Source organism: Methylibium petroleiphilum PM1, assembly GCF_000015725.1.
GTDB lineage: Bacteria > Pseudomonadota > Gammaproteobacteria > Burkholderiales > Burkholderiaceae_C > Methylibium > Methylibium petroleiphilum.
The window spans coordinates 560049-573615 of record NC_008826.1 but is presented as its reverse complement, the minus strand read 5'-3'; the positions used below and the strand labels follow the sequence as shown (position 1 = coordinate 573615).

At 63.0% G+C, this 13567-nt stretch carries 9 protein-coding genes; 3 read left to right on the top strand and 6 right to left on the bottom strand.

The window, feature by feature from the left end; all coding sequences use genetic code 11:
• The first annotated feature begins 132 nt into the window (after positions 1–132).
• A complete protein-coding gene (locus MPE_RS22430; protein WP_112187941.1) occupies positions 133–360 on the top strand; it encodes an AbrB/MazE/SpoVT family DNA-binding domain-containing protein in 228 nt (75 codons plus the stop codon).
• Positions 357–767, top strand: coding sequence for a type II toxin-antitoxin system VapC family toxin (locus MPE_RS22425; RefSeq protein ID WP_011831924.1), 411 nt, complete (start codon positions 357–359; stop codon positions 765–767). Before MPE_RS22430 ends, MPE_RS22425 begins: the two co-directional genes overlap by 4 nt.
• A 380-nt stretch (positions 768–1147) precedes the next feature.
• Here MPE_RS22425 and MPE_RS22420 read toward each other — a convergent pair whose 3' ends face one another.
• The 5 genes from MPE_RS22420 to MPE_RS22395 all read right to left on the bottom strand — a co-directional run bounded on the left by MPE_RS22420 (position 1148) and on the right by MPE_RS22395 (position 8173).
• Complete coding sequence (locus tag MPE_RS22420; protein WP_011831923.1) at positions 1148–3070, bottom strand: DNA recombination protein RmuC; 1923 nt, start codon at positions 3068–3070, stop codon at positions 1148–1150.
• A 687-nt stretch (positions 3071–3757) separates the two neighbouring features.
• Positions 3758–4021, bottom strand: coding sequence for a hypothetical protein (locus MPE_RS22410; RefSeq protein ID WP_148211127.1), 264 nt, complete (start codon positions 4019–4021; stop codon positions 3758–3760).
• A complete protein-coding gene (locus MPE_RS22405; protein ID WP_041930441.1) occupies positions 3999–4766 on the bottom strand; it encodes a hypothetical protein in 768 nt (255 codons plus the stop codon). Before MPE_RS22405 ends, MPE_RS22410 begins: the two co-directional genes overlap by 23 nt.
• 474 nt (positions 4767–5240) lie before the next feature.
• Positions 5241–6284 (bottom strand): alpha/beta fold hydrolase, encoded by a 1044-nt coding sequence (locus MPE_RS22400; RefSeq protein WP_011831920.1) that lies wholly within the window; start codon positions 6282–6284, stop codon positions 5241–5243.
• Between the two features lie 68 nt (positions 6285–6352).
• Positions 6353–8173: a flavin-containing monooxygenase gene (locus tag MPE_RS22395; protein WP_011831919.1), complete on the bottom strand. Its 1821-nt coding sequence runs from the start codon at positions 8171–8173 to the stop codon at positions 6353–6355.
• Between the two features lie 1455 nt (positions 8174–9628).
• On the opposite strand from MPE_RS22395, the gene MPE_RS22390 reads away from it, so the two are divergent.
• Positions 9629–11623 (top strand): sigma-54-dependent Fis family transcriptional regulator, encoded by a 1995-nt coding sequence (locus MPE_RS22390; protein WP_011831917.1) that lies wholly within the window; start codon positions 9629–9631, stop codon positions 11621–11623.
• Between the two features lie 182 nt (positions 11624–11805).
• On the opposite strand, the gene MPE_RS23745 is transcribed toward MPE_RS22390, so the two are convergent.
• Positions 11806–13458, bottom strand: a complete 1653-nt coding sequence (locus MPE_RS23745) for a flavin-containing monooxygenase (RefSeq protein ID WP_011831916.1) — start codon at positions 13456–13458, stop codon at positions 11806–11808.
• Between the last annotated feature and the right edge of the window lie 109 nt (positions 13459–13567).

The following is a 13567-nucleotide window of genomic DNA, read 5'->3' as shown; positions in this document are numbered from 1 at the left end:
ATGGCCTCCCCAACGATCTCTGTCGACCTGCAACGCCAAGGCATCGATCCAGGCTGGGCTTTCCGCACGAACGCGGTCGAAGTGTCGCGGAGCGCTTTACGATATCGAAAATCGTAATACTGGATGCCTGCCATGTCCGAGCCGACCACCATGTCCGTGAAGGGCCAAGTCACCATCCCCCGGGACATCCGGGAGCGGCTTGGCCTCCAAGCAGGCGACAAGATCGCCTGGACCATCCTGAGCAACGGCACCGTCGTGGTGAGGCCAAAGACAAGGCGCCTGTCCGACCTGGTCGGCATCCTCAACCGGCCCGAGCAGCCGGGCGTTTCCGTTGACGAGATGAAGCCGTTCGCGGAATGAGCATCGCGATCGACACCAACGTGCTCGTGCGTATCTTTGTCCAGGATCAGACAGCCCCGGAGCAAAGCCGCGCGGCCAAGCGCCTTGTGAAATCGGCCGAGAGTTCGGGCGAGCCGCTCCTGGTCACGCTATGCGCGCTCCTGGAGACGGAGTGGATGCTGCGCAGCAAGTACAAGTTGGACAAGAGCGAAATAGCAGGCGCCTTCACGATGCTGCTTGAGACGCCCGGCATCGAACTGGAGGACGCGGCGACACTCGAGGAGGCGCTGTATCTGGGGGCGAATTACCCGTCCTCGGACTTCGCGGACTGCCTCCTGCTTGCGCGCAGCACGCATCTGGGGCGCGCTCGCTTCGTGACCTTCGATGCCGGAGCCGCCAAGCTGCCGCGCGCCGAACTGCTCAGCTGAGTCGGAGAAGCTTGGCTTCGGCCCTGGGTTGTCCCTATCGCCCACATGCGCTCGGGTGCCGTTATCCGAGTGAGAGCCGCAGTCCGAACTCGAGTGGCGCCATGGCGCAGTCACACGGTCTTGGGAGACTTCGGCCACAGCACTGGGCACATCTCATGAAGAGCACGTTCGCCGCGGCGACCCTGCATCGCTCCCGCCAAGCCTTGGCCGCGCTCAAGAAGAGGCGACGCCGGGCGCCTGAGCCGACGTCCACGGCTGGTCCTGCGCCGGAGAAGGACCTGCTTCAGCGCCTGCGCGAAGCAGGGCTCTGAAGTCAGCACGCGGTCCGCTGCCTCGCGTCTCCGTCCGCAGGCCTGGGCGTCGAGCTCAACAAGGAAGGCCTACTGGGCAACCACCGGTTCGGGCGGCTCGCCGACGCCGCTGGAGGTGGGAGCGGTGAGAGCGGCCAGGGCGGGCACCACGATTTCCTCTTCGTCTGAGCCGGCATCCTGGACCAGAGCGGCTGGCAAGGCCTTGCTGGGCCTCACGCCGAGCTTCTTGAGCATCTCGGCTTGCCGGATGGCGTTGCCGCGGCCGGTGGAGAGCTTGCTTTGGGCCTCGTCGTACGCCGTCTTCGCCTGCTCCAGCCGCTCGCCGACCTTCTGCAGGTCGCCGACGAAGCCGCAGAGCTTGTCGTAGAGCTCGGCGCCGCGCTTTGCGATGTCCTGGGCGTTGCGGCTCTGGAACTCCTGCTTCCAGAGGTGCGCCACCGTTCGCACGACGAAGAGCAGCGTTGAGGGGCTCACCAGCAGGACGCTGCGGTTCCAGGCGTCCATGAAGAGCTCGCTGTCGTGGGTGACGGCCAGCATGAAGGCCGGCTCCACCGGCACGAAGGCGAGCACGAAGTCCGGCGACTGCATGCCGTAGAGCTCTTGGTAGCGCTTGTCGGAGAGGCTCTTGATGTGTGCACGTACCGAGCCAAGGTGCTGCTTCACGGCTGCGCTGCGGGACTCGTCTGTCTCCGCGGAGACGTAGCGGTCGTAGGCGACCAGCGACACCTTCGCGTCGACGACGAGCTTGCGGTCCTCGGGAAGCTCGATGACGACGTCGGGCTGCAGGCGGCTGCCGTCGGCAAGCGTCTGGCTGTCCTGGACCTTGTACTCGAAGCCCTTGCGTAGGCCGGAAGCCTCCAGCACGCGCTCGAGGATGAGCTCGCCCCAGTTGCCCTGGGTCTTTGCTTGGCCCTTGAGCGCCTGGGTCAGATTCTTCGCGTCTTGACTGAGCGTCTGGTTCAGCTCAACGAGCTGCTTCACCTGCTGCGCGAGCGCAGAGCGGTCCTTGCCCTCCTGGACGTAGACCTCCTCGACCTTGCCCTTGAACTCGCTGAGCTGGTTCCTCAGCGGTTCCAACAGCTGGCCGAGCGACGCCTGGTTCTGCTCGGCGAAGCGCTTGGACTTGTCCTCGAGGATGTCGTTGGCCAGGTTCCTGAATTGCTCGGAGAGCGCGTTCTTGGCGTTGACAAGCAGCTCGAGCTTCTCCTCTGCGTGCTGACGGTCCTGCTCGCTGCGGGTGCGAAGCTCCGTGAGCTCTGCCGTCATCTCGACGACCTTGGCGTCCAGGGTGTCCTTGGCAGTCTTCAGGCCCGTGAGCTCGGCCTTCGCCTTGTCGTGTGCCTCTCGCTCTGCGAGGAGCTCGGCCATCAGGCGGCCGGCCTCCCGGCCGGCAGCTTCACGCAGCTCGGCAAGCTGGTCCTTGAACGTGCCCAGGAGGCCCTGGACGCGCGTGAGCTCCTGCTCCAGGGGTGACACGCGCTGTACCTGCTGCTCGAGCGCCGCGCGAGCTTCATTGGCCTCCTGAAGCCCAGCAGTGGCCGCATCGAGCTTCTGTTGAAGCTCGGAGCCGAGTGTCTGCGCGTCTGTGAGCTGCTGGGCCAGTTGGCCAGCCCTCACGGAGTTCTCGCCGTTTGCAGTCGAGACTTGGCGTAGCTCGTCGGCTCGCTCTTCCAGCGCCGCCCCCATTGCGTTGACCTCGAGCTCGAGGACCGGGACACGGCCGGCGCGCTCGGTGAGCGTGGCAATCTGATTGGAAGCCTCATCCAGCTCCCGGCGCCAGCCGTCAGCCTCTAGCCGCAGGGCCCGGTGCTGCTCCCGCTCGCTCTCCAAGGCGGAGGCCGTCGCGGCCAGCCGCTCCGTGAGCTTGGCCAGCTCGACCTGCGTCTCGGCACGTGCTTGTGCGGCCTGGCCTTTCGCCGAGAGCCGGCCAAGAAGGAAGCCCGCCACGAGGGCAACCAGCGCTGCCCCGACCAGGGCAAGTCCGACATCCATGCACATCTCCCGTTTGCCCGTTGGAGTTTGACGGGACACTGTGGAAATGTACAGGGCCGATTTCCACTTCCTACGGAACGCCAGCGCCGCTGGGGACGGCTAAAACCAGGCTCTAGACGCTCATGAACGGCTCGCATGCAAGCCGTGCAATGGAAGCGAAATGCGAAACCCAGAAAGCCAAATCTTGCCGACGCAGCACACTCGACAGTGCGTGCCAACGGCCGCAGAGCTCGACGACTACTTGGGAGTGGTTGGCCACAGGTCTCTCGAGCTGTTCCTCGCCATGATGCTGCTCATCGCTGTCATCCTCGCGAGGAAGGCGCACAAGTCCCTGAAGGCAGAGGCGGCTGCCAAGGCGCAAAGGGCCAACAAGGGCGACAAGAGGCGCAGGAGGAGGTCCCGCTTAGGGCGCTAGAGAACCATGCGCTGGCGCGCGCGCGCGAAGGGCGGCAGGCTGGCAGAAGCAGGCGAGGTGCAGGTGGAGGTGGTGGACTCGCTTCCGCGCTGCAGGCGCCGCTCCATGACCACCATCGTCTGTACGGCGGCGGCCTCGCCGCCTTCAGAGGACCCGGTGCACGTGTGGGCGGCCTCGCTGGAAGTCGAAGGCCAGCTCGAAGCCGGCGCGCCAAGTGTCGGAATCCTTACTCTTCACCGACGTCACCTCCCACGAGCTGGCTGCTCATCGCATCAGACACTGAGGCGCCGGCGCGCGACCGCTCGGGAGGCACTGCCTTGGCCGGCACTCGCGACCACACCCCGCATGTGCGCCTCCACCAGGCGGGCGCGTCCGTCGACGCCGTGGACGACCTGGGCCCTGTCGAGCAGCGCGGCATCGGCTGGAACACCGAGCTCGAGCAGGATGGCGACGGACTCCAGGTGGCCTGCGTCGACCAGGTCCTGGACCGCTCGGATGTCGGGGCTGACGTAGTCAAGCTTCGCCCCCTGGCACACCGCCAGCTGCACGATTTCGCGGAGCCGCGCCTTCGGCCTCCGTGCCGGCGATGCCGAGGTCGAGGCCGGGGGTGCGAGCAAAGCGACTGCCGCACAGCAGATGGAGGAACCCACGGCTCGCCCTCAGCGGGTGCGACGTGGACTCGTCGAGGCCCGTCGCGCCGTGCCGTAGGAGCTCCGCGACGAAGTCGAGCTTCTCGAGCAGCGCGGCACTGCTGACAAGATCATTGGCCAGGTGGACCTGATTCGCGTGGTACTGCACCGTCGGCGCGCGCTCACTCTCGCCCGGGCCCCAGGTGTAGATGCGGTTCGCATTGGCGCCGTGGCGCAGGGCCGCCTTCATGACCGCCAGGGACGGCGGTCTCAACGGCCCAAGCCCGAAATCGAACGGACGATGCCGCATGGAGAGCACCGGCTGCCCGCCGAACAGGTCGGCATCGTCCGGGTCCATCCCGGCTTCGAACGCCACGGTCAGGGTCTCGGCCAGGTCGAAGAAGCACGCCGCACGTAGGCCGGTGTGATGCCAGGTGAGGGCGTGCGGCCCATTCGGCCCACGCAGCAGGCTCGGGTCCCGGCGGGCAAGCGCCGCGATGAGGCCGTCCGACTCCTTGACGGAGCCAGACTCGAAGAGGCGACGCATCTCGAGCAGGGCCTCTTTGCGTTCGGCTCCCTTGAGGACCATCGGCCTCCGCTCGACGGACTTGGACTCTCCGACGCCGCTCACGGGCACCTGGGGCACGGTCATGCGAACGCCCGCGCGCGCGGCGCCGTGCGAGTCGCGGCCGCCACGGTCAAGCTGGCCAGGACGATCTGGGCCGTGCTCGCCAGAGGCCAGGCTTGGCGGCCCACTGCATGGCAGTCCGCATGATTGAGCAAAGGAAGCATTTGACCCAATCGTTTTGAACGACAGCAAGCGGCTCACGCGCGTGATGGGCCAGACAAGTCGGACCGGGACGGGGACACTCCGATAGGGAAGTGGAGCATCAAGCTCGATTTGCAGATGGGAACCTCGTCGGCGAATGCCATCAGGGCCAGCAGGCTTCAACGGCTTGCACAACAGGCCAGACATAAGACTGCAGCCCTACCTCCTGATCAATCATGCGCCCAAGTCGTTTGCGATCCGGGAGGCGCCCACATAAGACCATCCCTAACCCCTGTCTCTACGACCTGCCTGTGCGTCGATTCCAGTGGCATCAGCCTCGAGCCCTGTGCTGCGAACTCACGCCGGATTTGCCAGTAGCTCCTTGAGGTGCCGGTCGATCTGCGCCATCGCAGCCGGGTCGGTGCCGAACAGCGCGAGGTGGCCATCGATGCTTTCGATCGGCCTGAACTCGGCACCCGGCACCAACCGGCATTCGCGCTCGGCATCGGCCGGTGGAAAGAACATGTCGTGGCTGATCGGCATCACAAAGGTCCGCGCCCGGATGCGGCCTAGCGCGGCGGCAAGGTCGCCGCCGGTGTGGCGGGCGACGTCCCCGCGCTGCCACTTCCAAGCCATTGCGAGCAGGTCATTCGGGTCCATCGGCGCGAAGTAGCCGGTCATGAACTGGTCAACGAAAGCGGGCATGTCGGCGAAGCCGAGCGCGCGGTGCCGGCCTTGCTGGAAGAACTCGGTGCTCCAGCCCATGACCGTCCACAGCTTTGCATGGCGCTTCAGGCCCGCGGCAACCTCATGCGAGGCGGCGTAGCGGCCGTCGGCGAAGGCTGGGTCGGTAGTGAGCGCCTCGCACAGCGTCTCGGCGAACATGACGTCATGCTCCGTGTTCTGTGCGGTGCCGGCGATCGGTGCGACGCGTCGCACCATTTCAGGGTAGCGGACCGCCCATTCGTAGGTCTGCTGCGCGCCCATCGAGCCGCCGACGACCAGCGCGAGCTGCGTAATCCCGAAATGCTGCAACAGCAACGAGTGCTGGGCGCGCACGTCGTCGCCAATGCGCACCCTTGGAAAGCGCGTCGGGTCGGCCTGGTGGTGGGGGGAGGTCGACAGGCCATTGCCGATCTGGTTGACGACGACGATGAAGTACCTATCTGGGTCGAGCGCGCGACCCGGACCGATGTAGACCTCCCCCATGATCTTGCTCGTACCCGAATACCAGGTCGGCACCAGAATCGCATTGTCCTTGGCCGCGTTGAGCCGACCATGACAAGCCACCGCGAGATGGCAGTCATCGATGACGCCGCCGTCCTCTAGCTCCAGCGAACCGATGTCGATCAGCTCGTAGGGCCCGTGGCCCTGCTGGGTGTAGTAAGGGCTGGTGATCACGCGCGCTCCTATCGTCATAGTTCATTGAAAGCCCCGCCGGCGCGGCCGGCGGTCGGCGGCTTCGAGCCTCAGCTCATGACGAAACCCTCGTATCCTTCGGCGGCTACCTCCGCGCAGCGGCGGTGGTAGTTGCCGACACCACCGATGTAGGACAGCAGCCGCCGCGGCTTGCCTTCGACGTTGGATCCCATATACCAGGAGTCGGTCTTGACGACGAGGGTCTTGTTGGCGGTCTCATCATGGTGAGCCACCCATTGGTCTTCGAAAGCCTTCGACGGCTCGATGACCTGTTTACCTTGGTCGCGCATGGTCTGGATGCAGTCGCTGATCCAGCCGACCTGCTGCTGGAGGCAGGTGGTCATGTTGCACAGCGCCGCTGAGGGCGCCAGCGGCGCGCCGGTGGTGAACAGGTTCGGGTAGCCATGCACCTGCAGGCCCATGGTCGTGCGGATCTCTCGGCTCCAGTCCTCCTTCAGCGATCGCCCATCGCGGCCGCGGATGTCGATGCGGGTTAGCGCGCCGCTACCGGCGTCGAAGCCAGTGGCGAGGATCAGAATGTCCAGCTCGTGCACTCGGCCGTCGGCGGTCTGCACACCCTCGGGCACGATGCGCTCAATCGACGTCTCCCTTACGTCGACAATCTCCACGTTGGGCTGGTGGTAGACCTCGAGGTAGTTGCTTTCCAGCGGAACACGGTGGGTGCCGAAGCCGTAGCTGGTCGGAATAAGCTTGTCACACAGCACGGGGTCCTTCAGGCGCTCTCGCATCTTTTGGCGAACAAACTCCGACACTGCCTCGCTGACTTCCTCGTCAAAGAACATCTCCGAGAACGATGCCAACCACAGTGCCAGCGAACCGTCGGCCCACAGCTTCTCCAGCACCTCGGTGCGCTGCTCCGGTGTCAGGTCTCCCCAGGCGCCGTTGGTGAAGTCGTATTCAAAACCCGAGAAGGTGCGTAGCACGCGTTCCTTGATCTCATGAAAGCGCTCGCCCTGCTTAGCCCAGTCGGACGGGCTGTACTTCGGGTTGCGCATTGGGATGACGTACTCCGGCGTGCGCAGGAAGACCTTCAAATGGCCGACCTGCGGCGCAATTGTCTGGATCACCTGAATGCCAGTCGCACCGGTGCCGACGATGCCGACACGCTTGCCGACGAAGTCGACGCGCTCCTTCGGCCAGCGCGCGGTGTGGAAGAGTTGGCCCCGGAAGCTCTCCTGGTCGCGGAAGATATTCATCAGCGGTGCCGACAGCATGCCGGTGCAGCTGACAAGGTACTGAGCCTGAACGCTGTCGCCCTGGTCTGTCGTCACGTTCCACAGACGCTGAGCCTCGTCGTAGTGGGCTGCGGTAATGCGCGTGCCGAAGCGGAAGTGTTTGCGCAGGTCGACCTTGTCGGCGACGTAGTTGAGCCAGCGCTCAGTTTCGGGTTGCGCTGGGTAGCGCTCGGTCGGCTGCCAGTTCTTGAACATCGTCTCCGAGAACCAGTACTGGTAGATCTCGGCTTCCGAATCGAAACGCGCGCCCGGGTATCGGTTCCAATACCATGTGCCGCCGACGCCGGTGCCAGTCTCGAAGCCTTGGACGCTTAGTCCCATCTCGCGCAGGCGGTAGACCTGATAGAGGCCGGCAACGCCGGCGCCGATGACCACTGCGTCGACGCACGTGGCGGTGGTGGTAGGTCTGGACACGGTGTTCTCTCCTTCGTGTGGTAGGGCCCTGCGGGCCTCATCGAAACATCTCGCGCAAAGGCGTTGCGCCGCAGCCTTCCTTTGCACATTGCAGGCCATCGATACGAAAGCCAACTGGGTAGGGATTTCCTTAATGAAATCTGCTCTCGAAGACTCACGCGGGCCCAGGCGAGGTTGCCGGGATGACCTCGGGTCGGACATGCTCGTCCGATCTCCGGGACACGGCGGCACGGCCTGCTGTCGCTTGCCGCGCTTGGTGTTCGCGTGGGGGCGAGCGTTGCGCCGGCGATCAAGCCACAGTCACCAAGGTACGTCGCGCTGATGGCTGGAGCGCCCCGCTGACCCAGGCGTCCCTGCCTTCTGGGACGCGCGGGTAGGAACGCCGTGCGGCGTTGCGCTCTCCGCGTTCGGCGTCACGAGTCTTCCTCCGTGTTCGCGATTTGCCCCGACTCCTACAGCGCCTACTCGCGCTCGGTCTGAACGACGACGAGCCTCACAGCGAGCAGGAATGGCGCGAGCGGACCGATACGCCGGGGGTGAATGCGCCGTACCCTGTTTGCCGCCTCATTGGAAAAGACATCGACATTTCGTATCTGTCGGAGTGGGCGCCCCGGCGCGTGCGATGAGAACAATGATGACTGTCTACGATAGTCACTCAGTGCGAGGAGCTCCACGCGTCAACGGCCGGCCGAAGATGAGTGAGCCACACAGGAGCTATCCACTCCATACGCATTGGCGCTGGCCGCAGGATGGGACGAATTGCCACCTATGGCATGCGAGGATCAGGCACCGTCAGCCGAAGCGCGAGATCAACACGGGAGTACGTCATCAATCACTGCATTGATTGATGTCTTAGCGCTGGAGTCGCGTCGACGTCGCGCAGGCGGCACGCTGCTCCGCATTTTTACCAGCTGACTCATTAGAGGCGCCGGTCGGGTTGCCATCCAGTCGAGCGGTATGCCACAGTGGTGCTCCAAATCAACAGAGGAGAGTTGCTGCACAAACCTGGGTCGCTGACTTTTGAAAAACCGTAGACCAAGAATACTGGCACGCCGCTTCAGTGTAAGCCGACAAAGTGCAGAGAGCAGGTCGTCCGTCTCGCGAACATCAGACTGCAGTCCTTCTGGCCGTTGGGTTTGGACTTCGTGTTTGAGGATCAGTGACAAGGCGGCGTGGATCGGGCTGCCGATGATGACCAGCGGAACGACCGCGATCGTCCCCTGTCGGGACGACCGCTGTCCGCCGCCAAGAGCTTGGGGTGTGCCTTGCTGCTCATGACGTCTCCTCGTTGCTCGTGCGACTTCTTCGCTTCGCACGGCGGGTCAGGCACAGGCCCTGTTCATCTCAAGACGCGTGCCAAGCGGTCCGCACTGTTCGCCTGAGGGTATTTACGGAAGAATTCGCAAAGCCGACCGACAATACGGGGCAAGCGCGGCGTCGGGCTGTCATTGCCGGGACGGCACTGTCCGATGCTTCGAACATCCGCCAAGCCGCCCTAGGTGTCCGAGTTCCGGGACAGCCCGGCTCCGGCCTAAGGGGTTAAGCCGGCTTGCTGCGGCTCGGCCGAGCCGCTCCAATCTCCGTCAAGTAACCCACGGCACGACCTGGCTGGGAGCGGGCGCGCCAATCCATGATTGCCATCGAAAGAGCACTCGCATGAAGCCCAACCCAACTCTTCACATGGGCTTTCACGATGCAACCCCGTACGTGGGATTTCACAAGGACGTGCGAGGCGTCCGCGGCTTGTGGGAGCGCTTCAACGCTGGGCTGCTCGACATCGAGGAGCGCCGCACTCCCTACCACCAACTGCTGCTCGGTGAGTGGCAGCGCTGCTCGTCGCTGGGCGTCGATGTCGCGATGACCAAGGGCCGCCGCTTGAGCGATGACGAGTTCCGGCTGCGGCGCGAGGCCGAGCAGTTGCTGCTCGAGACCTCGGTGCCGATCGTTCAGGATGTCGGCCACTTCCTGGTAGACGTGCCCGGCATCATGATCCTGACCGAGCGCACCGGCACCGTGTTGCACATAACCGGCGACCCGGCGGTGCGTGAGCGCGCAGCCGTGCAGTCGGGCATCGTCGAAGGCTCGCAGTGGAACGAGTTGACCGCCGGCACCAACGGCATGGGCACGGCGCTCGCCAAGGGCCAGCCGGTGCATGTGTTCGCCACCGAGCACTTTTGCGAAGGGTGGCACTCATGGTCCTGCGCAGCATCTCCGATTTTTGACGCCGACGGCCAGACGGTGTTAGGCATCATTGACTTCACCACCATCGAGGCCGACTTCCGCGACCAGGCCCTCGGCTTGACGGTCTCTGTCGCCAATTCGATCCAGGCGCGCATGGCGCTGCACCGAGAGCTCGAGCGCCGTCGACTGCTAACGGCATTCAGCGACGCTGCGCGACACTACCCCCACGACGACATGCTCGCGCTGGACCATGCTGGCCGACCCGTGATGCACACCCCCAACGAGCGCTGCCGGCAGATCACCGAGCGCTGGGTCTCGGCTGGCTCCGACGACACGGTTGCTGTGCGCACGACCATCGACGTTGAAGCGCCAAACTCTGGCACTCGAATCGGCACCATCGTGCTGCTGGCCAAACCGTCCGGCTACCAGCGCGTGTTCCGCACAGAGTTCAAGGGCACGACTGCGATCGAGCAGGTTGGCCGCTTTGGCGAGTTCGCTTCGCGCGACCCGGACACGCGGCGGATGTTCGACGACCTGCAGCGCATCGCCGCGGCCGAAGTCAACGTCCTCATTATCGGCGAAACTGGCACCGGCAAGGAGCTTCTGGCGCGGCAAGTGCACGCTTGCAGCCCGCGCCATAACGAGCCTTATCTGCCGGTGAACTGCGGCGCCATTAGCGAGCACCTGATGGAGAGCACCTTCTTCGGCTACGTGAAGGGCGCGTTCTCTGGCGCCGACCCGCGTGGCCGAGCCGGTTACTTCGAGTCCGCCAAGGGAGGCACGCTGTTCCTTGACGAGGTTGGTGAACTGCCGCCGGCGATGCAGGTGGCCCTGCTACGCGTACTCGAGGACGGTAGCTTCCAGCGCGTCGGATCTTGCGAGACGATCCGCGCCTCCTGCCGCATCATTGCAGCGACCCACCGCAACCTCGAGGAACTGATCGCACAGGGCCGTTTCCGGCAAGATTTGTACTTCCGGCTCAAGGTCGTGCAGCGTACCATCAAGCCGCTGCGCGAACGGCCCTGTGACATCGACGTGCTCGTCGATCAATTCGCCGAGGTAATGCGTCGCAAGCACCGACTGGTGGCGGTCAATTTCACCGCCGAGGCGCGCGACGCACTCAAACGCTACCACTGGCCGGGCAATGCCCGGGAAGTGCGCAACGCCATCGAGGCGGCGCTGCTGTGCTCTGACGGCGATATCGGTCTGGAGTGTCTACCACCGGAGGTGCTGCGGCGAGCCGAGCCGGAGGATCGGTCCGCCAGCGCCGTGCCCATTGAAAGCATGGCATCGGTGCGGGATTACGAGCGCCAGATCATTGTTGGGATGCTGCGCAAGTATCGCAAGGTCAACCAGGTGGCCCAGGCCTTGGGCATAGCTCGCTCGACGTTGTACCGCAAGTTTGCGGAGTTGAACATCAACCAGAGCGAGTTTACGGGTGCCGACATCCAACCCGGCGCTGACTATTAGCGGCGCAAGGGTGCACTGTTCGATGACCGCTCGGATCCGACCCGTGGGCCGTCTACAGGAAGGGCTCAGCACACGCACACTCCGGCAGTCGGGCGCGATGAATCCGGTCGGATGCTTGCACATGTCGACTTCGACAGATTCACTCAACGCAGTCTTTTGAGCACGCTTTGCAGACCTTCCGCTTAGATCTTCGCGCAACCAGCGTCGAACCGGAACCCGCGATAGCCATCTTCAACGATTTCCTCGCAAATTCGCCGATACTGTCCCATGCCACCTGCATACGGCGTAAATCTCGACGACTTTCCATTAACATTCTTCCCCGTAAACCACGAGTCTGTAAGTGGGTAAAGCGTCGAATTAGCAATCTCGTCTACCATGTTGCTCCAACTGCTCTCTGCTTCTGCGTCCGGTTCGATAGTTTGCTTTCCATCTCGATCCATCGCTGCAATACAGTCGGCAATCCATTCAACGTGCTGCTCGATCGATACAATCATGTTGACGAGCACGCACGGGCTTCCCGGGCCAGTGATAGTCAAGAGATTTGGAAATCCCTCCATCATCAAGCCAAGATAACTCTGCGGCCACTCCCGCCACTTCTGCCGCAACGATCGCCCATTGCGACCGCGGATGTCCATCCTCAGTAGAGGTCCGGTAATCGCGTCATATCCTGTCGCGAAGACCAATACATCCAGATCGTACTCCTCGTGGAGCGTTCGTACGCCCGTGGGCGTAATGTATTCAATCGGCGATTCACGCACGTCGACCAAGCTTACATTGTCGCGATTGAAGATCTGATAATAGCCCGTATCGACGCACAAGCGTTTGGCCCCTAGTGGGTACCCCTGCGGCACAAGGAGGTCGGCAACAGCTCGGTCCTTCACGGCCTCACGGATTTTGCGTTCAACGAACTCAGCAGCCGTCCGATTAGAGTCGATGTCGAGCAACAGATCGCTGTAGCAAAAGACGAAGCTGAAGCCCGCCCCATCCCATGCGGCTGCAAAGTTTCGTTCCCGCGAATCATTGGTATCGTCAACGGCTTTCTTTTTATTTCCGACGTAGGGGCTACCCGCCATAGAGTATCGGCAAAGTGCGCGCATGCTGCGATAGTTGGCTTTGGCCTCTTCAAGATCTTTCTTGTCGAGAGGTTCGTTGCATAACGGAACACTGTAATTAGGCGTTCTCTGAAATATCGTTAGATGACCGACGGAGTGCGCAATCTCGGAAGAGAACTGGATTCCAGTCGAGCCCGTGCCGATCAAGCCTACGCGCTTGTCGCTCAAATCTACCGTTTCATGCGGCCAACTTCCAGTGTGGTACCACGCCCCTTTGAAGTCGGTGAGGCCTGGAATGTCGGGCACGATGCCTGACGATAGGCAGCCGACGGCGGAAATCAGGAAGCGCGCGCGCGCGCATTCTCCATCGCTTGTAGTCACCTGCCACTTGTTCGATTTTTCATCAAAGAACGCAGCGGTGACTGTTGTCCGAAAGCGGATGTCACGCCGCAGATCAAAACGATCAGCTACATGTTTGGCATATTGAAGAATCTCGGGCTGCGCGGCATAGCGCTCGGTCCAGCTCCATTCTTGTTCGAGTTCCGGGGAGAACGAATACGAGTAGCACAAACTCTCAATATCGCATCTGCAACCCGGATATCGGTTCCAGTACCATGTGCCGCCTACATCATTTCCTCGCTCGTAGACACACACTGACATTCCGAGTTGGCGCAGCCGATAGAGCATGTACATCCCGGCAAATCCGGCACCAATGACAATGGCGTCGTACTGCGTAGTCGAGTCGCTGTGATCGGCGCTTGTCTTGATTGAGATTGTTTCCACTCATTGCCCTTTCAAGCTCTTTGCGCGGGCCTATTGCCTGTTTACTGTTGGGTATTTCGACTCTTTTGTTGGTTACCCAGCTTGCAACAGGCCCGTCACATTGTTGCGT

Excerpts from the sequence above, each read along its gene's own strand:
- MPE_RS22390 (WP_011831917.1), top strand. The coding sequence starts at position 9,629 with ATGAAGCCCAACCCAACTCTTCACATGGGCTTTCACGATGCAACCCCG.
- MPE_RS22420 (WP_011831923.1), bottom strand. The coding sequence starts at position 3,070 with ATGGATGTCGGACTTGCCCTGGTCGGGGCAGCGCTGGTTGCCCTCGTG.
- MPE_RS22430 (WP_112187941.1), top strand. The coding sequence starts at position 133 with ATGTCCGAGCCGACCACCATGTCCGTGAAGGGCCAAGTCACCATCCCC.
- MPE_RS22405 (WP_041930441.1), bottom strand. The coding sequence starts at position 4,766 with ATGACCGTGCCCCAGGTGCCCGTGAGCGGCGTCGGAGAGTCCAAGTCC.
- MPE_RS22425 (WP_011831924.1), top strand. The coding sequence starts at position 357 with ATGAGCATCGCGATCGACACCAACGTGCTCGTGCGTATCTTTGTCCAG.
- MPE_RS22395 (WP_011831919.1), bottom strand. The coding sequence starts at position 8,173 with ATGTCCGACCCGAGGTCATCCCGGCAACCTCGCCTGGGCCCGCGTGAG.